Raw genomic sequence first — 23,255 nt, forward strand, 5'->3', positions numbered from 1 at the left:
CGTATGTACGCCCGCCGAAATGGTCCCGCCGACTTCACGAGATCGTGAGCGGCTATTTCGCCGAAAGAAAGGCGCGCTCGGCCAGCCAGACGCCGGTTTCCGCTCCGTCGTATTCCACGCGCAAGCCGGCGTCGATCAGCAGGGCGCGATAGGGCTCTGGCCCCAGACTGGCGTGATAGAGCGGCTCGCCCCGCCAGTCGCCGATGGTCTCACCGTGGGCCTGGCCGGAGGTGAACATCAGCCGCCCGCCTTCTGCGACGCACGCCGCCAGTTTCGGCAGCACCTTGCTCTGGTCGTCGGGGCTGAGATGAAACAGGCTGTGCCAAGCCAGAACGCCGTCGAACGGACCTCGTGGCAAGGACTCACGCATATCTCCAACCGACCACGCACCCATCGGCACAGTCGCCTGAGCATGGGCGATCAGGCCCGGCGACGCATCCACCCCCGTCACCTGAAGCCCCCGCTCCAGCAGAGCGGCCCCAATAGGCCAGCCCGAACCGCAGCCGGCGTCCAGAATCCTCGCCCCTGCGGACAGGTCGGCGGCGAAGCGATCCAGCCAGATCGCTTCGTCCACCCCGCCCTCGCCGCAATACAGGGTCGCGTCCCGATCCCGGACCCAGTCGTCGGCCTTGTCCCGATAAAGGCCGACGATCCGTTCCGCAGACGGATGGGTCACGGCGTCTATTTCGCCAGGAAGGCGTCTAGGTCGGCGTAGAAGGCCTGGGGCTGGTCGAACATGACGAAATGGGCGCTGTCGTCGATCCGCTTCAGGGTCGCGCCCGGCAGGCCGGCGTAGGACGCCTGATAGACGGCGTCGGTGATTTCGGGCGTCATGCGGGCGTCGTTGAACTTGACGTACAGCACCTCGGTCGGGGCGGTGATCCGCGGCAGTTCGGGGCGCAGGTCGGTGGCGACCAGTTCGCGGAAGGCGGCGGCCGAGACCTTCTGGTCGCTTCGCCTCATGTCTTCAAGCGCCTCTTCGCGGCGGCTTTCGGTGTTGATCATGCCGGTGATGGAGGCCGTGGCCTGGGCCACATAGGCTTCGCGCGGACTGTTCGACTGGGCGGCCCAGATCTGGTCCGCGACCGGGGCTACGGTCTCGGCGGTCGCGCCGGGGCCCGAGAACATCGCCCCCATGAAGGGGATCATGTCCACCACCATCAGACGCCCAACATGATCGGGATGGCGCGCCGCCAGCATCAGGCCGATGGTCCCGCCCATCGAATGGCCGACGACGGCGGGGCGGGACAGGCCCTGTTCGCGGATGTAGCGGGCGATCTCCTCGGCTGCGGGGGCCGCGACGGGCGTCGGGGCCGGTCCCGTCTGGGCGTTCGCGCCGGCCGGAGCCCCGGCGAACCCGTTGACCTGGATGCGGTGCACGCGCCAGCCCGCGCCGTCCTGCGCCGTCAGATGGTCGACCGTCCCCTGCCAGATTTCGGGGGAGGAACTGAGGCCGGGGATCAGGATGATGTCGCGCCCGTCCATATCTCCATCGACCCGGACCTGGATGCGGTCGGATTCAAAGATCGCGTGGGGGTGGATCCGGTCTTGGGCCTGCCCCTGGGCCTGGGCCATGGCGGGGGCGGCCAGGACGGCGGCGGCGACGGCGGCGGCGAGCATTCTGAACATGGCGAAACATCCCTTCGACGCCGTGTGCGGCGCTCTTCGATCCGATTTAACCGCGTCCGGCCGGTCGGGGAAAGGCGCCGCCTGGACAAACCGTCCGAGCCTTGCCCCGGCAGGGGTCTATGGCTCGGCCCGCAGCGCTGGTAAACAGCCGGTCATGACCGCCGAACCTGTCCAACCTTCCGCCCGCGCCGCCAAGGCCCCGCCGACCGCCTTCGGCAAGGGATTCGTCGCCGACGCCTGGTATTTCGTCGCCCTGGGCCGGGACGTCGCGCCCGCCAGCCTGAAACGCTACGAGATCATGGGCGAGCCGGTGCTGATCGGGCGCACCCGCGCGGGCCAGGTCTATGCGATGCGCGACATCTGTCCGCACCGCGCCGCGCCCCTGTCGGCCGGTCGGCTGGTCGAAAAGCCCGGCGAGGGCGAGACCATCGAATGCCCCTATCACGGCTGGCGCTTTCGGCCCGACGGCGTCTGCGCCAGGATTCCCTCCCTGGTCGAGGATCAGGCCTTCGAGGCGGATCGCATCCGCGTCCGGTCCTATCCGGTGCGCGAGAGCCAGGGGATCGTCTTCGTCTGGATGGCGTCGGACGCCCGCGATCCGATGGCGCCGGATCACGAACCGCCGGTCTTCCCAGGCGTCGTGGGCGGCCAGCCGAAACTGGTCGAGGCGATGGATTTCGACAGCCATATCGACCACGCCGTCGTCGGCCTGATGGACCCCGCCCACGGCCCCTATGTCCATCAGCAATGGTGGTGGCGATCCGAACATTCGATGCACGAAAAGGCCAAGGCCTTCGCGCCGGTCGAGTTCGGCTGGGCCATGGTGCGCCACGCCCCGTCGTCGAACAGCCGCCTCTACAAGATTCTGGGCGGCGCTCCGGCGACCGAGATCACCTTCCGCCTGCCCGGCTTCCGCTGGGAGCATATCCAGGTCGGCCAGAAACAGGTGCTGGCCCTGACCTGCCTGACCCCGATCACCGAAACCAGGACCCGCATCACCCAGATGTTCTGGTCCGACCACTGGGTGTTCGACATCGCCAAACCCTTCCTGCGGATGGGGGTGGTCGCCTTCCTGAAACAGGACGGCGGCATGGTGAACCTTCAGAACGAGGGGCTGCGCTACGACCCGGCCCTGATCTGGATCGACGACGCCGACAAACAGGCCAAATGGTATCAGCAGCTGAAGCGCGAATGGACCAGAAGCCGCGCCGAGGACCGGCCCTTCGTTAATCCCATACAGCCCACGACGCTGAGGTGGAAAAGCTGACTGGCGCCCCCCACGGCCGGGTTCTAGATCCAGCTTTCGTAGCGCCCAAGACCCCGCTCAGGCGGCAAGAAACCGCGTCGCGAGCGTCAGCGCACAAACGCGCCCAAGCAGCAAGCCGCCGCGCGGCGAGCGTTAGCGCAAAAAACCGCTCAAGCAGCGAGCGACCGCGTCGCGAGCGTTAGCGCAAAAAAGAAATGGAAAGGGTGGAGACCGCGACCCGAAGGGGAATTCGTTGTGGCTGCTGCCTTCCGGCCCTGACCAGATTGGCGAAGCCTTCGCCCGCGATCTCCGTTGGGGGATATGACGGGTGCGGGCGGCGGAATCAAGAGCTACAAGGCCGCATGGCTCATCAGAACATCTTCGCCGGCAATCCGCTGGACCGGGCCGGCGATCTCAGGAACGACCCGGACTGGCTGGCCGAACAGGCGGACAAGCCCTACGCCCAGGCCCTGGCGCTGTGGGAGGGGCGTCCGCTGATCGAGGAGACCGATCAGGGACCGCGCCTGGTCTGGCTGTCCATGACCCACGCGCGAAATCTGGTGCGCGACCGCGAGGTCTTTCTGGGTCTTTGGAAGGAAGAGCCGGTCTTCGCCATAGAGTTCGAAGGCTCCATCGACCCGGCCGAGGGGCCGGTGCGGGGCCTGGGCGTCTTTTACGACATGCGCGGCGCGGCGGCCATCCTGCCGGCGGCGGATGCGGCCATGGCGGGCGGGGCCAAGAGCCTGTTCGACTGGCGCCGCCGACACGGTTTCTGCGCCAACTGCGGCGCCCTGTGCGAAACGGCCTCTGGCGGCTGGAAACGGCGTTGCCCGGCCTGCGGGACGGAACATTTCCCGCGCGTCGATCCCGTCACCATCATGCTGCCGATCTACAAGGGCGGGGCCGAACCGCTCTGCCTGCTGGGCCGTCAGGCGGCCTGGGCGCCGGGTCGGATGTCGGCCCTTGCCGGCTTCCTGGAGCCGGGCGAATCCATCGAGGAGGCTTGCGCCCGCGAGGTCAAGGAGGAAGCGGGACTGACGGTCGTCGACACGACCTATCACTCCAGCCAGCCGTGGCCCTTCCCGTCGCAGCTGATGATCGGCCTGTTGGCCGAGGTGTCCGACGATCAAGCCCGACCGGACCAGACCGAACTGGAAAGCGTCGCCTGGCTGACGCGGGATCAGGCGCGAGCCGTCCTGGCGGGCGAACATCCGACCATCACCGCCCCGCCTCCCTTCGCCATCGCCCACAGCCTGATCCAGGCCTGGGTCGACCAGGGCTAGGGCGCTTTCCGCTTGCCTGAGCTTGGCCCTGGGAACCCGACCAATGAGCGGGCGGTTGATGCTGCGCCCCATCAACGGAGACGCCGCATGAGCGACCAACTGACCCCGGCCGAGGCCGAGAAGGAATTCTGGAAAAGCCTGAAGGAGTCCAACACCGGCATGCTGGGCGTCGACCGCCCCGGCTATCACCACCAGCCGATGACCGGATTCGGCGAGGACGAGACCGGGACAATCTGGTTCTTCACCCGCGACGACACCGATTTCGCCCGCGACGTCGCCTCTGGCGGCCAGAAGGGCATGTTCTGCTACCAGGCCAAGGACCAGAAGGTTCAGGCCTGCATCCACGGTGGCCTGACCATCGACCAGGACCGCAGCCGGATCGACAAATACTGGAATCCCGTCGTCGCCGCCTGGTACCCGGAGGGCAAGGACGACCCCCATCTGACGATGATCCGCTTCGACGCCGAAGACGGCCGCGTGTGGGTGTCCGACAAGGGCGCCCTGGGCTTCGGCTACGAAGTCCTGAAGGCCAATCTGACCAAGACCATGCCCGACGCCGGCGGCGTGTCGGATGTGAAGCTGTAGCAGACAGACCACCCAATACGTGGCGATCTGGAGGGCCGGGGAGCAATCTTCGGCCTTTGATTGTCAGCAGCCAGCGATGTGCTCGACCCCGGATATTCGAGAGCGGTCCACTCCCAGCGCATGGAGCCGATCGGCACAGTCAAGAATGACGTGATCGTTCGAGGCCAGGCGGACGATCACGTCTTCAGCTAACGGCCAGAACTTAACTCTTATAAACCCGACTTCGACCTGCTGGTCTTGGCGGAGCCCTCTGAACAGCGCCAAATCAACGCATGCCTGTTCCCGATCATAGGGATTGCATCTCGACGCATGATTGCGACCTTGTCCGTCAACGATCACAAGCACTGGCTGGCCCTTGTAGGACGATATGCCAACGCGCCCTTTAAGGATGACGGCTTCATATGAGAACTTACCGGGATCAAGCGTCGGCGCCGCCAGGGTGAAGACCGAAAAAGCGCCGACCGAGACCGCCAGAAGCATTACAACGGACAACCAGAATCGCGACGCGGTCGGCATCGCCTTCCAATCGTCCAGCGTCATCCCCCAAAACACCAGGCCAGGACCGCCTTCTGGGCGTGGATGCGGTTTTCGGCCTCGTCCCAGACCAGCGAGCGCGGACCGTCGATGACGGCGTCGGTGACTTCCTCGCCGCGGTGGGCGGGCAGGCAGTGCAGGAAGACGGCGTCGGGCTCGGCCAGGTCCATCAGGGCCTCGTCGACCGAATAGGCTTCGAACGCCGCCAGCCGCGCCTCGTAGTCCTGGTCGCCCATCGAGACCCAGGTGTCGGTCACGACGACGTCGGCGCCCTTGACCGCCTCGCGCGGGTCCGAGGTCAGGGTCACGGCGTTTCCGCCCTTGGCCAGATCGCGCAGGTCGGGGTGGTATTCCGCCGGACAGGCGACGTTCAGATGGAAGCCGAACTTGGGCGCCGCGTGCATGAAGCTGTGGCAGACGTTGTTGCCGTCGCCCACCCAGGCGATGGTCTTGCCCGCGACCGGGCCGACGTGTTCCTCGATCGTCTGAAGGTCGGCCAGGATCTGGCACGGGTGGCTGCGGTCGGTCAGGCCGTTGATGACCGGCACGGTCGAGACGCGGGCGAAGCGTTCGACGTCCTCGTGGTCGTTGGCGCGGATCATCACCGCATCCACCATGCGCGACAGAACACGGGCGGTGTCCTCGACCGGCTCGCCCCGGCCCAGCTGCATGTCCGACGCCGTGGCGATGATCGACGCCCCGCCCAGCTGGCGAATGGCCGCATCGAAGCTGAAACGGGTGCGGGTCGAGTTCTTCTCGAAGATCATGGCCAGGACGCGGTCCTTGGCCGGCGCGTCGGCGTCGACGCGCCCCTTGGGCCAGCCTTTGCGAGCCGCCTTGCGCGCATGGGCGTCGTCCAGAATGGCGCGCAACTCGGCGGCTTCGAGCCGGTGAATGTCGAGGAAATGCCGGACCATCGCCTAACTCCGCTCATCCCCGCGAAAGCGGGACCTAGTGCCTTGGGCGACATGCGCCCGTTGTCTGTCACGCCCGCCGATCCCACGCCTTTCGTGCGAAAGGTCTGGGTCCCCGCCTTCGCGGGGGACGAGCGGTTTCGGGGATCAGGCCGCCAGCTTTTCTCGGGCCGCCTCGCAGGCGCCTTCGAACCGCGCGATGGCCTCGCGCGCTTCTTCCAGCGTCAGGTTCAACGGCGGCAGCATCCGCACGCAGTTGTCGCCGCCGCCGGCGATCAGCAGCTGCTGCGTGTCGCGCGCCAGGGCCATGAAGTCGCGGTTGTTCGGAACCAGCTTGACCCCGATCAGAAGCCCCTTGCCGCGCACGTCCACGATCACGTCGGGAAAGCGCGCCTGGAGACCCGCGAGCTGCTGCTTCAGATAGCCGGCGATCTCGGCGACATTGTCCAGGGTCTCGGGACTGTTGATCAGGGCGAGCGCCTTCTGCCCCACGGCCATGGCCAGGGGATTGCCGCCGAAGGTCGATCCGTGGACGCCGACCGTCATGCCCGACGCCGCCTTGGCCGAGGCCAGGCAGGCGCCGATGGGAAAGCCGCCGCCCAGGGCCTTGGCCACCGCCATGATGTCCGGCGCCATGCCGGCCCATTCGTGGGCCCACAGCTTGCCGGTCCGGCCCATGCCGCACTGGACCTCGTCGAAGATCAGCAGCACGCCGTTGTCGTCGGCCATCTGGCGCATCCAGCGCAGATCCTCGACCGGCGTCTCGCGGCAACCGCCCTCGCCCTGGACCGGCTCCAGGATGACGGCGGCCGTGGTCGGGTTTTCGAAGGCGGCCTTCAGCGCGTCCTTGTCGCCCCATTTCAGCTGGTGGAAGCCCTGCATCGGCGGGCCGAAGCCCTCGGTGTAGCTGGGGTTGGCGGCCGCGTTGATCGCCCCATAGGTCCGGCCGTGGAACGAGCCGTCGAAGCCGTAGATGTCGATCCGATCGGGCGCGCCATTGGCCGAATGATATTTGCGCGCCGTCTTCAGCGCGCACTCGACCGCTTCCGTGCCCGAGTTGGTGAAGAAGACCACGTCGGCGAAGCTGGCCTCGCACAGGGCGTCGGCCAGGGCTTCCTGGCCCGGAATGCGGAAGATGTTGGACACGTGCCACAGCTTCTCGGCCTGATCCTTGACCGCCTGGACCAGTTCGGGGTGGGCGTGGCCCAGGCCGTTGGTCGATATGCCGGCGACGCAGTCCAGATATTCGGTCCCGTCGGTCGACCACAGACGCGCGCCTCGGCCGCGTTCCACTTCCAGCGGCGCGCGATTGTAGACACCCATCAGATGTTCAGTGGACACGGGACCAAGACCTCCAAAAGCGAGACGGCCCCGCCGCTGAACGACGGAGCCGATAGTCATCAAGGACAGGCGTTGTCGGACGCGCGCCGGTGTTAGTCAACACCGGCCGATCGCGCGGTCTTATTGCGGATCGCCGGCTGGCGCAGGCGTGGGGGGCGCGGTTTCGGCGGCGACGGCGTCGGCCTTGGCCTGGATCTCGACCAGCCGCTTGTCCAGCGCCAGGCCCAGGTCAGCGATGAACAGGCCGAAGCGGGCCACATCCACGCCCTTCAGATAGGACAACCGATCCTCGGCCGAATGGATGCGCTGGAACACGGGCGGCGCGAAGCCCTCCTTCAGGCCGTTGTCCTCGCCGCCGTTGAGGGCCAGCCACATCTGGTGGGCGCCCGCCGCGTCCTGCGTCCCCAGGGACACCACCGGCACGCCGGCGGCCGAGAAGGCGCGGTCGTCGCTGGGCGGATAGACGGGATAGGGCATGCAGTCGAAACCGCGCTCGGCGCACAGATTGCGCAGGGTCTCCAGCACGAAGCGCGACTGTTCGCCGTTGTTCTCGCCATACATGACCGTCTGGCCATAGGCGGCGACATCGGCGTTGATCACGGCGGCGATCCGGTCCTTGCCGTGCGCGGCCAGGAAGGCCTTGGCGCCCAGCAGCCCCAGCTCTTCCTGATCGGTGAAGACGAAGACGAAGCGGTGGGCGACCGGCTGGCCCTCCAGCGCCATGTCCAGCGTCTTGGCCGCCTCCATCATGGCCATGACCGCGCCGACATTGTCGACGATGCCCTGCGACAGGGTCCCGTCGCGCAGCTTGACCGCATCGTAGTGGGCGGTCAGCACGATGTCCTTGTCGCCCTGCCCCACGGTGACGACCACGTTCGACCCCTGCATCGGGCCGGTCGAGCGGTTGCCGCCCTCGAAAGTCTGGACCTCGGGCGTCAGGCCCAGGGTGGTCAGGAAGCCGACCAGGACCTGGGTGCGTTCGGCGTTGGTGGGCTTGATGAACTGGGCGGCCCCGGCGGCGATGTCGGGGCGGTCGCCGGCCTGGGGCGTGGCTTCCTGGGCGAATGCGGGCGCGGCGGCCAAAAGCGCCGTGGCGGCGACGAGCGAGCGGAACAGCATGGCGGACCTTCCTGGGAGAGGAGCGATCCGCAACAGGTAGCGATCTAGCTCTTGAGACGCCAGCCTGACCGGAACACCAGCCAGCAGACGCCCCCCAGGGCGACCATCAGGACCGCTGACCCGACGACCCCGACCGTCAGATCGCTCTCCGCATGGCCGATGAAGCCGTAACGGAAGCCGTCGATCAGATAGAAGAAGGGGTTGTAATGGCTGATCGCGCGGAACGGCTCGGGCAGGTTGTCGACCAGATAGAAGGTGCCCGACAGGAAGGTCATCGGCATGACGATGAAGTTCTGGACCGCGGCCAGATGGTCGAACTTCTCGCTCCACAGCCCGGCCAGCACCCCGACCATGCCCATGATGAAGCTGGCGGCCAGGGCGAACCAGACCACCGCGAACAGATAGGCGATATGCAGGGGCGCGAACGGCAGAACGCAGATCGCCGTGACCAGCCCCACCGACAGGCCGCGCGTCGCCGCGCCCAGCGTAAAGCCCATGGTCAATTCCAGCGGGCTGAGCGGCGGCGTCAGGAAGTCGGTCGCCGTGCCCATGATCTTGGCCTGGATCAGGCTGGACGAAGCATTGGCAAAGGCGTTGTTCAGCATGGCCATCATGATCAGGCCGGGCGCGACGAACAGGGCGAAGGGCGTGCCGTGCAGCGGCGGGCGTGCGTTCTGCAAGGCCACCACGAACACCAGCATATAGAGCAGGGTCGTCACCACCGGCGCCGCCACCGTCTGCGCCCCCACCTTCCAGAAGCGCCGCACCTCGCGCAGGTAAAGCGTCTGCACCCCGATCCAGTTGATCCCCGGATAGCGGCGCGGCTGCGGCAGGCCGGCGGGACGGGTCGAGATCAGATCGGGCGTATCGGTCATGGGCCGCCAAATGCGCTTTGGGACCTTGCTGCGCAAGGGAGTGCGAGTGGCGAGATCGGGAACAAACCCATCGCCGCGTCGGGCGACAGGTCGCGTTTCGCCACTCGCCACTCGCCACTCGCCACTCGCCACTCGCCACTCGCCACTCGCCACTCGAAGAAGCTTAACCTTAACGATGATTCAACATCTGGTTTCTGTGGACAGGATGATTCGCACATCTTGCGGTTCTTAACGGCTGGTTTACGATTAGTTGTAGGTCAAGACCCCGGAGGGGGAGCCTGGCCCTAGATATTGAATCCAAACTCGCTGGAGGGTGGCATGACCGCAGGCTGGACCGACGACCGCGTAGGCGCGCTGAAGAAGCTCTGGCTGGAGGGCCAGTCCGCGAGCCAGATCGCCAAGCAACTGGGCGGCGGCGTCACCCGCAACGCCGTGATCGGCAAGGTGCATCGCCTGGGCCTGTCGGGCCGGGCCGCCCCGTCCCAGCCGGCGCGCACCGTCGCCACGACCTTCCGCACCAGCCGGCCGCGCCCGGCGACGCCTGCGCCGGCGCCGACGGCGGCCCAACCCTCGGCTCCGCGCCGGCTGGAAGCCGTCCAGCCCAAGCCGGCCCAGCCGGCCGCGCCCGTCCCGGCGCCGATGCCGGATCTGCCGGGCACCGCCACGGTCATGACCCTGGGCGCCCATATGTGCAAATGGCCGATCGGCGATCCGTCCTCGCGCGAGTTCAGCTTCTGCGGCCGCCGCGCCTCGGAAGGCGTCTATTGCGTCGAACACGCCCGCGTCGCCTATCAGCCCCAGGTCAAGCGCGGCAAGGACGGCTCCTCCGACCTGGCCCGCAGCCTGCGTCGCTACATCTAAAGGGCGCTATCGCTCGCGACGCGGTCGCTCGCTGCTTGAGCGCGTCGTCTCACGCGGGTCACGCGCCCGTCACAGATGCTCCTTATGGAGCCGCCTTCCCCCTCGCCGGTTCGCGCAAGCGGCCGGCGAGACTTCAGGGGGCGGGGCTGCGGTTCATCCGGGTTGACGCAGCCCCATCCGCCATCTCGATCCCCCCGCTGCGCGTCTCAGGGGGAGGATAGTTCAGTTCAGCACCCGTCGCGCATCCGGCGTATCCAGCGAAAACGCCGGAATGGCCGCCTCGAAGCCGCTCCCGTCCGCATCCGTCATGAAATAGGCCCCGACCATCGACCCGCTGTCAGTCGTCAGCGGACAGCCGGACGCATAGGCGTAGCTGGCGCCCGCCGCGATCACCGGCTGTTCGCCGACCACGCCGGGGCCGCGCACCTCCTCCACATGGCCGTGGGCGTCGGTGATGGTCCAGCGGCGGGCCATCAGTTGCACCGTCCGGCCGCTCAGGTTCACGATTTCGACCTGATAGGCCCAGACCCAGCGCCCGGCGTCGGGATCGGACTGGCCCGCCAGATAGCTGGGCCGCACCCGAACAAGGATGCCGTTCGTTTCGGCGCTATAGGCAGGTCCGTCGTGCATGGGCTATATGCTCGCCCCGCCGCGCGCGGGCTGCAAGCGCGACTTGAAGACAAGTCGCGAAAACCGTGTGAGACAGACGCCATGAGCATTTTCCAGGCGCCGCGCCCCGGCATCCTTCCCGCCCAGTCCATCGAGACGCTGATCGCCACGGGCGCCATCACGTCCGACACGGCCTTCGATCACGACCAGGTCCAGCCCGCCAGCCTGGACCTGCGCCTGTCGGACCAGGCCTGGCGCGTGCGCGCCTCCTTCCTGCCGGGCCGCCGCAAGGTCGAGACGCGGATCGCCGATGTAGCCATGCACGCCATCGAGATCACCGACGCCGGCGTCGTGCTGGAAAAGGGCTGCGTCTATATCGTGCGGCTGCAGGAGCGGCTGAAACTGCCGCAAGGCCTGATCGCCCGCGCCAACCCCAAGAGTTCGACCGGGCGCGTCGACGTCTTCGTGCGTCTGCTGACCGACCAGGGCGCCAGTTTCGACGATGTGGCCGAGGGTTATGACGGCCCCCTCTATATGGAGGTCGCGCCCCAGACCTTCTCCATCCTGGTCCGCCCCGGCACCCGGCTGAACCAGTTGCGTCTGAAGGCCGGCGATCCGCCCAAGCTGGAAACGCGCTCGGTCGGCGTCGACCTGCAGAACGGCGACATCGTCGGCTTCCGCGGCCGTCGCCACGCCGGGGTGGTCGATCTGGACCGTATCGACGGCCACGACCCGCGCGACTTCTGGGAGCCGCTGTCGCTTCGGCGCGGCGAACTGCTGCTGGATCCGGGCGAATTCTACATCCTGGCCTCGTCCGACGATGTGGAGATTCCCGTCGATCAGGCCGCCGAAATGACCCCTATCGACCCGTCGGTGGGCGAGTTCCGCGTCCACTACGCCGGCTTTTTCGACCCCGGTTTCGGCACGGACGAGGCGCATGGCGCGGGCTCCAAGGGCGTGCTGGAGGTCCGCACCCACGACACCCCCTTCCTCTTGGAACACGGCCAGATCGTCGCCCGCCTGGTCTATGAGCCCCTGACCGAGCGCCCCAGCCGCCTGTATGGCGAAAGCGGCAGCCACTATCAGAACCAGGGGCTGAAGCTGTCGAAGCACTTCAAGGTGTGGTGATCGAGATGAGTGGCGAGTGGCGAGCCGTTCTCTCTCGCCCGCGCCACTCGCCACCCGACACTCAGGTGAGCTTGTCCGCCTTCCTCAGCCCCGGGAACATCGCCGACCAGGCTCCGGTCGCGGCCAACGCCCCGAAGCCGCCGAAGACCGCCGCGCCCACCGCGCCCAGCAGGCGGACCATCACGCCGGAATAGGCCTCGCCCAACTCGTTGGAGGCGCCTATGAACAGCATGGACACCGACGACACCCGCCCGCGCATATGATCGGGCGTGGCCAGCTGGATCAGGGTCTGGCGCACATTGACGCTGATCATGTCGGCCGCCCCGCCGATGAACAGCGCCAGCCCCGACAGCCAGACGATGCGCGACAGGCCGAAGGTGATGGTGCACAGGCCGAAGACCGCCACCGCCGCGAACATCCACCGGCCGCCGTTCTGTCGGATCGGATAGCGGCTCAGATAGATGGCCATGACCATGGCCCCCACGCCGAACGAGGCCCGCAGCAGTCCGAACCCTTGCGGCCCCACATGCAGGATGTCGCGCGCAAAGATGGGCGTCAGCAGGGCCACGCCCGCCAGCAGCACCACGACCAGGTCCAGCGAAATGGCGCCCAGGACGATCTTGGTCTTCCAGACATAGGCCAGGCCCTCCTTGACCGATTCCACCGGCGACAGGGCGTTGGGCTGGGCCGCCGGCTTGCCGCTGGTGCGGATCAGGACGAAGGCGGCGACCGCCGTCAGGAACATCCCCAGCGACACCGCATAGGCTAGCGGCACGTTCACCCCCACGATCACCCCGCCCAGAGCCGGGCCGGCGATGGCCCCGGTCTGGAAGGCGATGGACTGGGCCGCGATGGCCGGGGGCAGGGCCTTTCGCCCCACCACCATCGGCAGGAAGGCCTGGCTGGCCGGCGCCAGAAAGGCCCGCGCCGCCCCGAACACCGCCGCCACCGCCAGAAGTCCCCAGAGCGGCGGCGCGCCATGCAGGGCCATCATCAGGAACGATCCGGCGCAGGCCGCCTCGACCAATATGGAAATCCACACCGTGCGCTTGCGGTCGCGCCGATCCGCCATCGCCCCGGCCGGCAGGGTGAAGGCCAGGAGCGGCAGAAACTGACACAGCCCCACCAGCCCCAGATAAAGGCTGGCCTGCTCGACCGGATGATCCCGCCTGGCGATCTCGTACACCTGCCATAACAGGGCCGAGGACTGGATCTGAATGGCCAGCACGGCGACGACGCGGCCGAACCACAACAGGCGGAAGTCGCGAATGCCCCACGGACTGGACGGGCCTTCGGGGGGTGCAGGCGGAACGGGCGGGGCGGCGGGGCCTGTGTCGATGGATTCTGTGGTCACGGCGTCGGATTGTGCGGGGCGGCGCGGGCTTCTCGCGGGGGTGGAACATCCCTAAAGCATAGGCGCATGAACCGCGCACCTGTTGATCCCGTCGAACTGACCCGTGACCTGATCCGCCGCCCCTCCGTGACCCCCGCAGACGAAGGCGCTATGGAGGTGCTGGAGCGCCATCTGACGGCCCTGGGCTTCAACTGCCGCCGCCTGGCGTTCGAGGGACCGGGCGGAGAGGGCGTCCATGCGCGGATCGAGAATCTCTACGCCCGGCGCGGGACGGCCGCGCCCAATCTGTGTTTCGCCGGCCATACGGACGTGGTCCCGACCGGCCCCTCCGACCAGTGGTCGGCCGGGCCGTTCGAGGCGGAGGTGCGGGACGGGGTCCTCTATGGCCGGGGCGCGGTGGACATGAAGGGCGCGATCGCCGCTTGGGTCGCGGCCGTTTCGCGCGTGCTGGCCGATGGAGAGCCCCAAGGCTCACTCTCCTTCCTGATCACCGGGGACGAGGAAGGCCCGGCGCTGCACGGCACCAAACGGGTGGTCGAGGCCCTGGCCGCCGAGGGCGAGGTCATCGACGCCTGCGTGGTCGGCGAACCGTCGTCGTCACAGCAGTTGGGCGACATGATCAAGGTCGGGCGACGCGGCTCGCTGAACAGCTGGATCACCGTCCACGGCAAACAGGGCCACGTCGCCTATCCCGAACGGGCCGCCAACCCCGCCCCGGTGATCGCGCGATTGATGACGCGGCTCAGCGCCCATGTCCTCGACGACGGCTATCCCGAATTCCCGCCGTCGAACCTGGAGATCACCACCATCGACATCGGCAATCCGGCGACCAACATCATCCCGGCCGAGGCTCGGGCGCGGCTGAACATCCGCTTCAACCCCCGCCATACCGGCGACAGCCTGATCGACTGGCTGAACCGCGAGGCCGGCGCCGTCCAGGCCGAGACGGGCCTGCGCATCGAACTGGAGCACCTGTGCTCGGGCGAGGCCTTCCTGACCGAGCCAGGCGGCTTCGTCAGCGCCGTCCAGGACGCCGTGGAGGCCGAGCTGGGCCGCCGCCCCGAGGCCTCGACCACCGGCGGCACCTCCGACGCCCGCTTCATCCGCGCCCTGTGCCCGGTGCTGGAACTGGGCCTGGTCGGCCAGACCATGCACCAGATCGACGAGCGGGTGCCCACCGCCGAGCTGCAAACCTTGACCGCCGTCTATCGGCGCGTGATCGAGACGGTGCTGCAACGCATGGCGGCCTGATCGGCCTCGCCCGCCCTATTTCGCCTGGAAACCGGCCATGAGGCTGTCGACGAAACGGCGGTTCAGCCGGACCAAGGCCTGGCGGTCGGCGGCCGACCAGCTGGCCAGGGCCTTGGAGAGCAGCCGACGCCGGGCCGCCCCTATCGCCTCGGCGATCGCCTCGCCCTCCGGCGTCAGGGCGGCCGGGCGCGTGCGGGCGTCGCCCTGCGCCTGGGGGCGCCAGATCAAGCCCAGGCTTTCCAGCTTCGCCAGCTGGCGACTGACCGTCGTGTGGTCGCGTCCGGCCTCGGCGGCCAGCTCCGCCACCGCCGTCGGCCCGCGGACCGACAGCCGGACCAGATGCGGAAACAGGGCGCGATCCAGGCTCACGCCCGCTTCGGCCAGCAGCAGATCGTCGCGATCCGGCCGGTTTACGATCCCGGCGAGTTCAAGGACGACCGAACCCAGCTCGTCCATTTCATGTGCACTATACACGCTTTACTTCTCCGCGCTTCGGCGCATAATGGGTGCATGATACACGCAAAAACCATTCTGGTCATCGCCGGCAGCGTCCGGCCCCGGCGACGCTGCATCGCCATCGCCGAATGGATCGCAGACCTTGGCCGACCGATCGTCGACGCCGCCGTCGAAGTGGTCGATCTGAAGGACTGGCCCCTGCCCCTGGACGCCGAACCCGGCGTGCCCGCCAGGGGCGGCTATGTTTGCGACGGCACGCGCGCCTGGAGCGCGAAGATCGCGCCCGCCGACGCCTTCGTCTTCGTCACGCCCCAGTACAACTGGGGCTATCCGGCGTCCCTGAAGAACGCCCTGGATCACCTGTATCGCGAATGGGCGGGCAAGCCGGCCCTGATCGTCACCTATGGCGGCCACGGCGGCGACAAGTGCGCCCGCCAGTTGCGGGAGGTCGTCACCGGCCTGCATATGACGCCGGTCGCCGCCATACCGGCGCTGACTCTGCCGCGCGCGATGATCGAGGCCGACGCCCCGCTGGACGATGCCGCCGCCCTATTCGACGGGTCGGCCGATGTCGTGCGCCAGGGATGGACCGAACTCGCCCAGGCGATGGCGGCGGCCGACGTCCGCGACCGGGCCTAACTCCGCTCCAGGAACCGCAGCGCCGTCAGGACGTGGGCCTTCACGCCCAAGGGCAGGACCTTTTCGTTCGGCGAGAACTCGGGCGAGTGGTTCGGCGCCGACGTCGCCGGATCGACGCCATCGGGACTGGCGCCCAGGTGATAGAAGACGCCGGGGACGACCTGCTGGAAATAGCTGAAGTCCTCGGCCACCGTCGTCGGGGGCGTGGCGGGGTTGACGTTCCCCTGGCCCGCTGCCTCGCTCAGGACCGGGGCCAGCCAGGCGGACAGGCCGGGGTCGTTGAACACCAGGGCCGCATTCTGTTTCACGCTGAACTCGGCGGCCGCCCCATAGGCCTCGGCCACATGCTCGATGGCGGTCTCGGCGCGCGCGACCAGCGCGTCGCGCTGGGCCGTGTCGAAGGTGCGCAGGGTGCCCGACAGCGTCGCGTTGTCGGGAATGATGTTGTAGCGCACGCCGGCGTTGACGGTGGCGATGGTGAAGACCGTCGGGGTCGTGGTCGGATCGACCGTGCGCGCGGTCAGGGTGTTGACCGTCTCGATGACCTGACCCGCCACCGCCACGACGTCGACCCCGCGCCAGGGCCAGGCGCCGTGGGTCTGCTTGCCCTTCAGGCCGATGTCGATCCGGTCGGAGGCGGCCATGAAGCCCTGCGGCCGGTAGAACACCGTGCCCGGAACGCCCGGCACGACGTGCAGGCCGAAGATCGCCTCGGGCTTGGGATCGGTCAGCGCGCCCTCCTCGATCATCAGGGCGGCGCCGCCCTTGGGCTCGCCGGGAGGGGCGCCTTCTTCCGCCGGCTGGAAGACGAAGACCACCGTGCCGGCGATCCGGTCCTTCATCCCGGCCAGCACCTCGGCCGCGCCCATCAGCATGGCCATATGCATGTCGTGGCCGCAGGCGTGGGCCACCGGAACCGTGGCGCCCATATAGGCCCCCGTCGCCGTCGAGGCGAAGGCCAGCCCTGTCGCCTCCTGCACCGGCAGGGCGTCCATGTCGGCGCGCAGGGCGACGACGTGTCCAGGCCGTGCGCCGCGCAAGACGCCCACCACCCCGGTCTTGCCGACCCCGGTGCGCACCTCCAGCCCCAGCGACCGCAGATGGTCGGCTATGATCCCGGCCGATCGCGTCTCGGCGAAACCCAGTTCGGGATGCCGGTGGAAATCGCGGCGCCAGGCGATCACCTGAGGCGTCACGCGCTGGACGGCGGCGTCCACGGCCGCTGCTGCATCGGCAGGCTGGGCGTGGGCGGACCCGGCCGCCGACAGCAGCCAAAGCGTGAAGGCGGCGAACAATCTGCGCATATGAAGGTCCCGTGAAATTTCAGCCCGCCGACAGGTGACGGCGCCGCGACGGCTTGTGCAAGGCTCCGCGAACGGCGATTTCTCCTCGCATGGGCCAGAAGGACTTCAAGAGCGCGAAGACGGAATGGCGGGACGTGGTCCTGGTCTGCCGCAAATGCTCCAAGAAGCTGGATGGCGGTTTCGGCCCCGACGGCGACCTGACCCTGAAGAAGGCCCTGCGCAAATATCTGCGACTCAAAAAGGGCAAATCGGGGCGCAAGGGCGAACTGGTCGTCACCGGAACCGACTGTTTCGACATCTGTCCCAAGGGGGCGGTGGTGGCGGTCAACGCCGCCCAGCCCAAGAAGCTGCTGATCGTGCCGGCGGGGGCGGACCTGTTCGAGGTCAAGACGCGGCTGGGGCTGGACGACGGGCGTCGGCTGAAGACGGTCGAGCCCGACTGAAGGCGCGCGGGCGAGCGGCCTGGAACGGGCGTCCAACTGGCGCCTTTCTTCGAACGGCCAGCCGTGTCAGAGCGAACCCATGGATGACACTCGCATCGAAAAGCGAATCGGGGTCCGGGCGACGTCCGACCGTATATGGGACCTGGTCGCGGACCTGCCCGGCTGGCGCCGCTGGAATCCGGTCGACGCCGAGGTCGAAGGGGTGATCGCCTTCGGCGGCCGCCTGACCATGACCGAAGCCTGGCCCGAGATGCCGCCCCGGCAATCCCTGGCCCAGGTCGCCGAATGGCAGCCGCGCGTGCGCCTGGTCTGGGCGGAAAAGCGCGGCTTCCTGTTCCAGAGCCTGCGCTATATCGAGATCGAGGAGTTGGCGCCCAGCAACTGCATCCTGGCCATCGGGGTCAGGTTCTCGGGCCTGCGCGGCGAACTGTTCCACGACAAGCACCGACCCGCCATCCGCAAGGCGCACGAGGCGATGGCCGAGGGGCTGAAGACCGCCGCCGAGGCCGGCTAGCTTCCCGACTTCATCATGTCGATGACGTTCAGGATCGCCGGGCCCAGGATGACGATGAACAGCACCGGCAGGAAAAACAGGATCATCGGCACGGTCAGCTTGGCCGGCAGGGCGGCGGCCTTCTTCTCCGCCGCCGACAGGCGCAGGTCGCGGTTCTCCTTGGCCATCACTCGCAGGGCGGTGGCCAGCGGCGTGCCGTAGGTCTCGGCCTGGGTCATGGCGGTCGCCACCGACTTCACGCCCGGATGGTTGGTGCGCTTGCCCAGATTCTCGTAGGCCATGCGCCGGTCGGGCAGATAGGACAGTTCGGCCGACAGCAGCGACAGCTCCTCGGCCAGGTCGATCGACGACGGCCCCATCTCCTGGCTGACCTTGGTGATCGCCGCCTCGATCGACATCCCCGCCTCGACGCAGATCAGCAAAAGGTCCAGCGCGTCGGGAAAGGCCTGCATGATCGAGGTGCGGCGCTTGTCGATGCGGTTCTTCAGATAGAGGTTCGGCGCATAAAAGCCCGCCACCGCCGCCGCCATCACCAGCGTCAGCTTGTTCATCGTGGGCCAGTCCACGACCTTGATGACGAACATGTAGAAGACCGCCACGGTCATGAAGATGAAAGGCGAGGCGAAGCGGAAGAAGTAGAAGGTCGTCAGCGGCCGCGGGCCGCGATAGCCGGCCTGGGCCATCTGGCCGGCGACCTTGGGGTCTTCAAGCAGCTTGGTCAGGTTCAGCCGGTCCACGACCCGTTTCTTGAAGCCTTCGTCGGTATGGCGCAGCGCCCCCTGGCCCGCCGCCATGCCGGCGCGCGAACGGCGCTTCAGGTCGTCGCGGCGTTCGGCGACCGCCTTCATCCGCTTGTCCAGCTTGACCCCGCCGGTCATCGACGACAGCAGGGTCAGCACGGTGGCGAAGACCAGCACGCCCACGCCGATGCTGAGCAGGTTCTGCGGATCGGTGATGAAGCGGATGAAGCCTTCCATGACGCCGCCTCAGAACTTGAACGAGATCATGCGCTTCATCACGAAGACGCCGGTGGCCATCAGGAGCGCCGCGATCAGCAGCAGGAAGTTGCCGCGGATGTCGTTGAACAGCGGCATCATATAGGCCGGGGTGGTGAACATCACCATCGTCATCACCGCCGGCGGCAGGGAGGCGATGATGCCGGCCGAGGCCAGGGCCTCCGACGACAGGGCCTTGATCTTCTCGCCCATCATCCGCCGGGCGCGCAGCACCGCCGACAGATTGCCCAGCGCCTCCGCCAGATTGCCGCCGGTCTTCTGCTGGATGGCGATGACGATGGTGAAGAAGCGCAGTTCCGGCGTCGGCATCCGCTGGAACATCTTGTCCAGCGCCTGTTCCAGCGTCAGCCCTACACCCAGCCCCTCGACCAGCTTCTGGAACTCCGGCCCCAGGGGGGCGGGGCTTTCGCGGGCGATGATCTTGAAACATTCGTGGACCGGCAGGCCCGACTTGATGCCGCGCACGATGACGTCGACGGCGTTGGGGAACTCCAGCGAGAACTTCTTCATCCGCCCCTTGGCCAGGAAGCCGATGACCCAGCGCGGCAGGCCCAGGCCGAAGATCAGGGCCAGCCCCAGCACCACCAGGATCGGCAGCCCCAGCACCAGGGCGGCCAGGGCGGCGATCACGCCGACGGCGGCCGAGATGATGTAGAAGGCGCGCACGCTGAGACTCAGTCCCGCCTGTTTCAGCCGCGACCCCAGGGTGGTGCGGGCCTTGCGCTCGCGCCGGTCCGCCTCCTGCAGCTGGACCAGTATCTGCTTGCGGCGCGCCTCGGGCGTATTGGCCGCAGCCGCCTTTCGCGCCAGGGCCGGGCTCTTCTTGTTGGCCTCGCCCAGGTTCTGGGCGCGCTTGATCGCCTGGGACGAGGAATCCTCGCCCCCGACGAAGACCCAGCCCAGGCCGCCGATGGTGATGAAGGCCAGGACGGCGGCGAGGATCGGCAGCATCGCTTACTCCGCCGCGTCCAAGGCGTCGGCCAGTTCGCGCTCCAGCCCATAGTAGCGGGCGCGATCCCAGAAGCGCGGGCGGGCGATGCCGGTCGAACGGTGACGCCCCACGATCCTGCCGTTCTCGTCCTCGCCGGTGATGTCGTAGACGAACAGGTCCTGGGTCACGATCACGTCGCCTTCCAGGCCCACGACCTCGGTGATGTGGGTGATCCGGCGCGAGCCGTCGCGCAGGCGCGCCGCCTGGATGATGACGTCCACCGAGCCGACGATCATCTCGCGGATGGTTCGGGACGGCAGGCCGTAGCCGCCCATGGTGATCATCGATTCCATCCGGCTGATGGCCTCGCGCGGGCTGTTGGCGTGCAGCGTGCCCATCGAGCCGTCGTGGCCGGTGTTCATCGCCTGCAGCAGGTCGAACGCCTCGGGTCCGCGCACCTCGCCCACGATGATGCGTTCGGGGCGCATCCGCAGGCAGTTCTTGACCAGGTCGCGCATGGTGATGGTGCCCTGCCCTTCCAGGTTCGGCGGGCGGGTTTCCAGGCGCACCACGTGCGGCTGCTGCAACTGCAATTCGGCGGCGTCCTCGCAGGTGATGACGCGCTCGGTCGGGTCGATGAAGGCGGTCAGGGTGTTCAGCAGCGTCGTCTTGCCCGACCCCGTGCCGCCCGAGATCACCAGATTGCATCGCGACGCGCCGATGACGCCCAGGACGCGCGCGCCCTCGGGGCTGATGGAGGCGTACTCCACCAGATTCTTCATCGTCAGCTTGTCCTTCTTGAACTTGCGGATCGTCAGCGTCGGGCCGTCGATGGCCAAGGGCGGGGCGATGACGTTGACGCGCGAGCCGTCAGGCAGGCGGGCGTCGCAGATGGGGCTGCTCTCGTCCACGCGACGGCCGACCTGCGACACGATCCGCTGGCAGATGTTCATCAGCTGGGCGTTGTCGCGGAACCGGACATTGGTCAGCTGGACCTTGCCGCCGACCTCGATGAAGACCCGTCCGGCGCCGTTGACCATGATGTCGGCGATGTCGTCGCGGCTCAGCAGCGGCTCCAGCGGCCCATAGCCCAGGACGTCGTTGACGATGTCCTGGACCAGATGCTCCTGCTCGGCCACCGACATGGAGACGTTCTTGATCGCCACCAGTTCGGCGACGATGTCGCGGATTTCCTCGGACGCCGCCTTCTGGTCCAGATGCGCCAGCTGGGCCAGGTCGATGGTGTTCATCAGCGCGTTGAAGATGGTGGTCTTCGTGGCGTGATAATAGTCGCTCTGTTGGCGGACGATCTCGGCGACGGCCTGGGCCTTTTTCAGCTGCTCCAGCCCGGCGGTGGGCTTGGGGCCGGCTCCGGCGGGGTTCGTCGCGGGACGCAGGGCCTCGGGCTTGGGACGGGGACGCGACGCCAGGGCGTCCAGCCGGTCGGCGGTCGGCGCGGCGGCGGCGGGCGCATCGGCGCGGGCGAAGGCCTCGGCCGCCGGCTCGAAGTCGTCGTCGGCGAAGGCGTAGGCAGGCGCGTGACCGGACGAAGGCGCGGCGGCGCTTTCGGCGTTGAACACCGACACGGGTTCGTTCGCGGCCGGCGAAGGCGCGGAACGCAAGGACGCCGCGACGCCGGGCTGGCCTGTGCGCTTGCCGAACATCCGTCAGCGCTTCTTGAACATATTGGCGAACAGGGATTTGGAAGCGCCGTCGGCGGGCTTGGCGGGCCTTTCCGCCTTGCCGGCCTTGCCCCCCTTGCCCTTCGGCCCGGCGACGGCCGGCAGTTCGCGGCGCGACACGATCTGGGCCAGGGTCTGGAACGCCTCGGCCGCCTTGGTCTTGGACCCGGCGTCCAGGATCATCTGGCCGTTGTTGGCCGCCGCGCCGAAGGTCTTGGCGTCAAACGGGATCGTCAGGCTGGCGTGCACCCCCAGGGCCGCGCCGAAGTCCTTGGCCGGAATCTCGGGCCGGCCCGGCACGCCGATCTGGTTCAGCACCAGACGCGGCGGCGCATCGTTGGGGCGGCCCTGGCGGATCAGGTCGATCATGTTCTTGGCGTTGCGCAGGCTGGCCAGGTCGGGGGTCGCCACCACCACCACCTCGTCGGCGGCGATCAGGGTGCGGCGCATCCACGGCGACCACAGATGCGGCAGGTCCAGCACGACGAAGGGGGCGGTGGCGCGAATCCGGGTCGTGACCTCCTCGAACGCCTCGGTGGAGATGTCCCAGTCCGCGTCCAGGCTGGCCGGCGCGGCGAACAGGCTCAGCTTGTCGGTGCAGCGGACCATCATCCGATCCAGCAGGGTGGCGTCCAGCCGGTCGGGCTGGCCCAGGGCGTCGGCGACGCCGCTCAGGGGATCCTGGTTGAAGTCCAGCCCCGCCGTGCCGAACGGCAGGTCGTAATCGACGATGACGGTGTTGGCGCCGATCCGCTCCGAGATCGCATAGGCGGTGTTGTGCGCCACCGCCGAGGCCCCCGCCCCGCCCCGCGCGCCGACGAAGGCGATGGTGCGTCCGACGAAGGGCTGGGCCGGATCGTTGAACAGGCCGCCGATGGCCGCGATAAGCTGCAGCGGCTGCAGCGGCGCGACCAGATATTCGCTGACGCCGCGCCGCATCAGTTCGCGGAACAGGATGATGTCGTTGGTCGCCCCGACCACGATCACCTTGGTGCCGGCGTCGCAGACCTCGGCCAGTTGATCGACCTCCCACAACAGGGTCTGGGGATCTTTCAGGCATTCGACGATGATCAGCGGCGGCGTCGGCTCGTGCTGATAGGTTTCGACGGCGGCGGCGACCCCGCCGATGCGGATCTGGGTCGTGGCGCGCGACAGACGCCGGTCTTGGGCCGCCCGTTCGGCGGCCGCCAGCGTGTCCTGGCGCTCGGCGAAGACATGGATGGCGATGCGCGGCACCGACACCTCGCCGATGGCCGCCGCGGGCGCCAGGCCGGTCGGGGCGAGCGTCGCCAGGGCCGGTTCGGCCGTCGCCGTCGGGGCCGCTGGATAGGGTTCGGCCAAGCTGGCCTCGGCCCTGGCCATCACCGCGCCGACGGGATTGTAACCGGGGGTCGGCGCCGCTTCCGGGGCGGCGCTGAACGCGAGGGGAACGTGCGACGCCTCGGTCGGCCCCCCCGCCGGCGCGGCGTCGAACTCCAGGTCCACGTCGAAACCCTCGTCGAAGGCCTCGAAGGCGCGGGGGGCGGGCGCTGTGCTCATGG

General features: G+C 68.0%; 24 protein-coding genes and 1 other RNA gene. 9 read left to right on the forward strand and 16 right to left on the reverse strand.

Annotation, left to right across the window (positions count from 1 at the left end):
• Window positions 1-52 precede the first annotated feature (52 nt).
• Together AC0L6G_RS10125 and AC0L6G_RS10130 are read right to left on the reverse strand one after the other, a co-directional pair.
• Window positions 53-676 (reverse strand): class I SAM-dependent methyltransferase, encoded by a 624-nt coding sequence (locus AC0L6G_RS10125; RefSeq protein WP_473252098.1) that lies wholly within the window; start codon window positions 674-676, stop codon window positions 53-55.
• A gap of 5 nt (window positions 677-681) precedes the next feature.
• Window positions 682-1,629 carry an alpha/beta fold hydrolase gene (locus tag AC0L6G_RS10130; RefSeq protein WP_473252099.1) on the reverse strand — a complete coding sequence of 316 codons (948 nt, stop codon included), beginning with the start codon at window positions 1,627-1,629 and terminating at the stop codon, window positions 682-684.
• 154 nt (window positions 1,630-1,783) lie between these two features.
• Between AC0L6G_RS10130 and AC0L6G_RS10135 the strand changes: the two genes are divergently transcribed.
• On the forward strand, window positions 1,784-2,896 hold the full coding sequence (locus AC0L6G_RS10135; RefSeq protein WP_473252100.1) for a Rieske 2Fe-2S domain-containing protein: 1,113 nt from the start codon (window positions 1,784-1,786) through the stop codon (window positions 2,894-2,896).
• A 199-nt stretch (window positions 2,897-3,095) separates the two neighbouring features.
• Here the strand turns inward: AC0L6G_RS10135 and ffs are convergent.
• Window positions 3,096-3,189: signal recognition particle sRNA small type (gene ffs, locus AC0L6G_RS10140), an RNA gene on the reverse strand.
• A 48-nt stretch (window positions 3,190-3,237) separates the two neighbouring features.
• Here ffs and nudC point away from each other — a divergent pair.
• Together nudC and AC0L6G_RS10150 are read left to right on the forward strand one after the other, a co-directional pair.
• Window positions 3,238-4,158, forward strand: a complete 921-nt coding sequence (nudC, locus tag AC0L6G_RS10145; protein WP_473252101.1) for an NAD(+) diphosphatase — start codon at window positions 3,238-3,240, stop codon at window positions 4,156-4,158.
• Between the two features lie 87 nt (window positions 4,159-4,245).
• Window positions 4,246-4,743, forward strand: a complete 498-nt coding sequence (locus AC0L6G_RS10150; RefSeq protein ID WP_291540163.1) for a pyridoxamine 5'-phosphate oxidase family protein — start codon at window positions 4,246-4,248, stop codon at window positions 4,741-4,743.
• A gap of 63 nt (window positions 4,744-4,806) precedes the next feature.
• On the opposite strand, the gene AC0L6G_RS10155 is transcribed toward AC0L6G_RS10150, so the two are convergent.
• The 5 genes from AC0L6G_RS10155 to AC0L6G_RS10175 form a co-directional block, all read right to left on the reverse strand.
• The gene (locus AC0L6G_RS10155) at window positions 4,807-5,283 is read right to left on the reverse strand and encodes a hypothetical protein (RefSeq protein WP_473252102.1); all 477 of its coding nucleotides are present in this window, start codon (window positions 5,281-5,283) and stop codon (window positions 4,807-4,809) included.
• The gene (gene argF, locus AC0L6G_RS10160; RefSeq protein WP_473252103.1) at window positions 5,280-6,194 is read right to left on the reverse strand and encodes an ornithine carbamoyltransferase; all 915 of its coding nucleotides are present in this window, start codon (window positions 6,192-6,194) and stop codon (window positions 5,280-5,282) included. Before argF ends, AC0L6G_RS10155 begins: the two co-directional genes overlap by 4 nt.
• Before the next feature lie 144 nt (window positions 6,195-6,338).
• On the reverse strand, window positions 6,339-7,532 hold the full coding sequence (locus tag AC0L6G_RS10165; RefSeq protein ID WP_473252104.1) for an acetylornithine transaminase: 1,194 nt from the start codon (window positions 7,530-7,532) through the stop codon (window positions 6,339-6,341).
• A 120-nt stretch (window positions 7,533-7,652) separates the two neighbouring features.
• Window positions 7,653-8,651 carry a M28 family metallopeptidase gene (locus AC0L6G_RS10170; protein WP_473252105.1) on the reverse strand — a complete coding sequence of 333 codons (999 nt, stop codon included), beginning with the start codon at window positions 8,649-8,651 and terminating at the stop codon, window positions 7,653-7,655.
• Between the two features lie 44 nt (window positions 8,652-8,695).
• Entirely contained in the window at window positions 8,696-9,526 is an 831-nt protein-coding gene (locus tag AC0L6G_RS10175; RefSeq protein ID WP_473252106.1) for an ABC transporter permease, read from the reverse strand.
• A 318-nt stretch (window positions 9,527-9,844) separates the two neighbouring features.
• Here AC0L6G_RS10175 and gcrA point away from each other — a divergent pair, with 318 nt between their 5' ends.
• Window positions 9,845-10,387, forward strand: a complete 543-nt coding sequence (gene gcrA, locus AC0L6G_RS10180; RefSeq protein ID WP_473252108.1) for a cell cycle sigma 70 cofactor GcrA — start codon at window positions 9,845-9,847, stop codon at window positions 10,385-10,387.
• Window positions 10,388-10,609: 222 nt separating this feature from the next.
• On the opposite strand, the gene apaG is transcribed toward gcrA, so the two are convergent.
• On the reverse strand, window positions 10,610-11,017 hold the full coding sequence (apaG, locus tag AC0L6G_RS10185; RefSeq protein ID WP_473252109.1) for a Co2+/Mg2+ efflux protein ApaG: 408 nt from the start codon (window positions 11,015-11,017) through the stop codon (window positions 10,610-10,612).
• Window positions 11,018-11,098: 81 nt separating this feature from the next.
• On the opposite strand from apaG, the gene AC0L6G_RS10190 reads away from it, so the two are divergent.
• Window positions 11,099-12,124, forward strand: a complete 1,026-nt coding sequence (locus AC0L6G_RS10190; protein WP_473252111.1) for a 2'-deoxycytidine 5'-triphosphate deaminase — start codon at window positions 11,099-11,101, stop codon at window positions 12,122-12,124.
• A 61-nt stretch (window positions 12,125-12,185) separates the two neighbouring features.
• Here AC0L6G_RS10190 and AC0L6G_RS10195 read toward each other — a convergent pair whose 3' ends face one another.
• Window positions 12,186-13,478: an MFS transporter gene (locus AC0L6G_RS10195; protein ID WP_473252113.1), complete on the reverse strand. Its 1,293-nt coding sequence runs from the start codon at window positions 13,476-13,478 to the stop codon at window positions 12,186-12,188.
• 66 nt (window positions 13,479-13,544) lie between these two features.
• On the opposite strand from AC0L6G_RS10195, the gene dapE reads away from it, so the two are divergent.
• Window positions 13,545-14,729 carry a succinyl-diaminopimelate desuccinylase gene (dapE, locus tag AC0L6G_RS10200; protein ID WP_473252115.1) on the forward strand — a complete coding sequence of 395 codons (1,185 nt, stop codon included), beginning with the start codon at window positions 13,545-13,547 and terminating at the stop codon, window positions 14,727-14,729.
• A 15-nt stretch (window positions 14,730-14,744) separates the two neighbouring features.
• On the opposite strand, the gene AC0L6G_RS10205 is transcribed toward dapE, so the two are convergent.
• Window positions 14,745-15,203, reverse strand: coding sequence for a MarR family winged helix-turn-helix transcriptional regulator (locus tag AC0L6G_RS10205; RefSeq protein ID WP_473252117.1), 459 nt, complete (start codon window positions 15,201-15,203; stop codon window positions 14,745-14,747).
• Between the two features lie 36 nt (window positions 15,204-15,239).
• Between AC0L6G_RS10205 and AC0L6G_RS10210 the strand changes: the two genes are divergently transcribed.
• The gene (locus tag AC0L6G_RS10210; protein WP_473252118.1) at window positions 15,240-15,824 is read left to right on the forward strand and encodes an NADPH-dependent FMN reductase; all 585 of its coding nucleotides are present in this window, start codon (window positions 15,240-15,242) and stop codon (window positions 15,822-15,824) included.
• Here the strand turns inward: AC0L6G_RS10210 and AC0L6G_RS10215 are convergent.
• Window positions 15,821-17,128 carry an amidohydrolase gene (locus tag AC0L6G_RS10215; RefSeq protein ID WP_473252120.1) on the reverse strand — a complete coding sequence of 436 codons (1,308 nt, stop codon included), beginning with the start codon at window positions 17,126-17,128 and terminating at the stop codon, window positions 15,821-15,823. The two genes, AC0L6G_RS10210 and AC0L6G_RS10215, sit on opposite strands and share 4 nt — an antisense overlap.
• 89 nt (window positions 17,129-17,217) lie before the next feature.
• On the opposite strand from AC0L6G_RS10215, the gene AC0L6G_RS10220 reads away from it, so the two are divergent.
• Window positions 17,218-17,571, forward strand: coding sequence for a hypothetical protein (locus AC0L6G_RS10220; protein WP_293826719.1), 354 nt, complete (start codon window positions 17,218-17,220; stop codon window positions 17,569-17,571).
• Window positions 17,572-17,650: 79 nt separating this feature from the next.
• A complete protein-coding gene (locus AC0L6G_RS10225) occupies window positions 17,651-18,085 on the forward strand; it encodes an SRPBCC domain-containing protein (protein WP_291538759.1) in 435 nt (144 codons plus the stop codon).
• Here AC0L6G_RS10225 and AC0L6G_RS10230 read toward each other — a convergent pair.
• The 4 genes from AC0L6G_RS10230 to AC0L6G_RS10245 are packed head-to-tail and all read right to left on the reverse strand — an operon-like array spanning window position 18,082 to window position 23,253.
• Window positions 18,082-19,062: a type II secretion system F family protein gene (locus AC0L6G_RS10230; protein ID WP_473252123.1), complete on the reverse strand. Its 981-nt coding sequence runs from the start codon at window positions 19,060-19,062 to the stop codon at window positions 18,082-18,084. The two genes, AC0L6G_RS10225 and AC0L6G_RS10230, sit on opposite strands and share 4 nt — an antisense overlap.
• A gap of 9 nt (window positions 19,063-19,071) precedes the next feature.
• Window positions 19,072-20,052 (reverse strand): type II secretion system F family protein, encoded by a 981-nt coding sequence (locus AC0L6G_RS10235; RefSeq protein ID WP_473252124.1) that lies wholly within the window; start codon window positions 20,050-20,052, stop codon window positions 19,072-19,074.
• A 3-nt stretch (window positions 20,053-20,055) separates the two neighbouring features.
• On the reverse strand, window positions 20,056-21,696 hold the full coding sequence (locus AC0L6G_RS10240; RefSeq protein WP_473252127.1) for a CpaF family protein: 1,641 nt from the start codon (window positions 21,694-21,696) through the stop codon (window positions 20,056-20,058).
• A gap of 3 nt (window positions 21,697-21,699) precedes the next feature.
• Window positions 21,700-23,253: a CpaE/TadZ family protein gene (locus AC0L6G_RS10245; protein WP_473252129.1), complete on the reverse strand. Its 1,554-nt coding sequence runs from the start codon at window positions 23,251-23,253 to the stop codon at window positions 21,700-21,702.
• Between the last annotated feature and the right edge of the window lie 2 nt (window positions 23,254-23,255).

The sequence above is a fragment of the Brevundimonas sp. D3-1P genome (genome assembly GCF_055809335.1).

What these genes read in the sequence shown, in the direction of transcription:
- AC0L6G_RS10130 (WP_473252099.1), bottom strand. Translation starts at nt 1,629, where the DNA reads ATGTTCAGAATGCTCGCCGCCGCCGTCGCCGCCGCCGTCCTGGCCGCC.
- AC0L6G_RS10135 (WP_473252100.1), top strand. Translation starts at nt 1,784, where the DNA reads ATGACCGCCGAACCTGTCCAACCTTCCGCCCGCGCCGCCAAGGCCCCG.
- nudC (WP_473252101.1), top strand. Translation starts at nt 3,238, where the DNA reads ATGGCTCATCAGAACATCTTCGCCGGCAATCCGCTGGACCGGGCCGGC.
- AC0L6G_RS10150 (WP_291540163.1), top strand. Translation starts at nt 4,246, where the DNA reads ATGAGCGACCAACTGACCCCGGCCGAGGCCGAGAAGGAATTCTGGAAA.
- AC0L6G_RS10155 (WP_473252102.1), bottom strand. Translation starts at nt 5,283, where the DNA reads ATGACGCTGGACGATTGGAAGGCGATGCCGACCGCGTCGCGATTCTGG.
- argF (WP_473252103.1), bottom strand. Translation starts at nt 6,194, where the DNA reads ATGGTCCGGCATTTCCTCGACATTCACCGGCTCGAAGCCGCCGAGTTG.
- AC0L6G_RS10170 (WP_473252105.1), bottom strand. Translation starts at nt 8,651, where the DNA reads ATGCTGTTCCGCTCGCTCGTCGCCGCCACGGCGCTTTTGGCCGCCGCG.
- AC0L6G_RS10175 (WP_473252106.1), bottom strand. Translation starts at nt 9,526, where the DNA reads ATGACCGATACGCCCGATCTGATCTCGACCCGTCCCGCCGGCCTGCCG.
- gcrA (WP_473252108.1), top strand. Translation starts at nt 9,845, where the DNA reads ATGACCGCAGGCTGGACCGACGACCGCGTAGGCGCGCTGAAGAAGCTC.
- apaG (WP_473252109.1), bottom strand. Translation starts at nt 11,017, where the DNA reads ATGCACGACGGACCTGCCTATAGCGCCGAAACGAACGGCATCCTTGTT.
- AC0L6G_RS10190 (WP_473252111.1), top strand. Translation starts at nt 11,099, where the DNA reads ATGAGCATTTTCCAGGCGCCGCGCCCCGGCATCCTTCCCGCCCAGTCC.
- dapE (WP_473252115.1), top strand. Translation starts at nt 13,545, where the DNA reads ATGAACCGCGCACCTGTTGATCCCGTCGAACTGACCCGTGACCTGATC.
- AC0L6G_RS10210 (WP_473252118.1), top strand. Translation starts at nt 15,240, where the DNA reads ATGATACACGCAAAAACCATTCTGGTCATCGCCGGCAGCGTCCGGCCC.
- AC0L6G_RS10215 (WP_473252120.1), bottom strand. Translation starts at nt 17,128, where the DNA reads ATGCGCAGATTGTTCGCCGCCTTCACGCTTTGGCTGCTGTCGGCGGCC.
- AC0L6G_RS10220 (WP_293826719.1), top strand. Translation starts at nt 17,218, where the DNA reads ATGGGCCAGAAGGACTTCAAGAGCGCGAAGACGGAATGGCGGGACGTG.
- AC0L6G_RS10225 (WP_291538759.1), top strand. Translation starts at nt 17,651, where the DNA reads ATGGATGACACTCGCATCGAAAAGCGAATCGGGGTCCGGGCGACGTCC.
- AC0L6G_RS10230 (WP_473252123.1), bottom strand. Translation starts at nt 19,062, where the DNA reads ATGGAAGGCTTCATCCGCTTCATCACCGATCCGCAGAACCTGCTCAGC.
- AC0L6G_RS10235 (WP_473252124.1), bottom strand. Translation starts at nt 20,052, where the DNA reads ATGCTGCCGATCCTCGCCGCCGTCCTGGCCTTCATCACCATCGGCGGC.
- AC0L6G_RS10240 (WP_473252127.1), bottom strand. Translation starts at nt 21,696, where the DNA reads ATGTTCGGCAAGCGCACAGGCCAGCCCGGCGTCGCGGCGTCCTTGCGT.
- AC0L6G_RS10245 (WP_473252129.1), bottom strand. Translation starts at nt 23,253, where the DNA reads ATGAGCACAGCGCCCGCCCCCCGCGCCTTCGAGGCCTTCGACGAGGGT.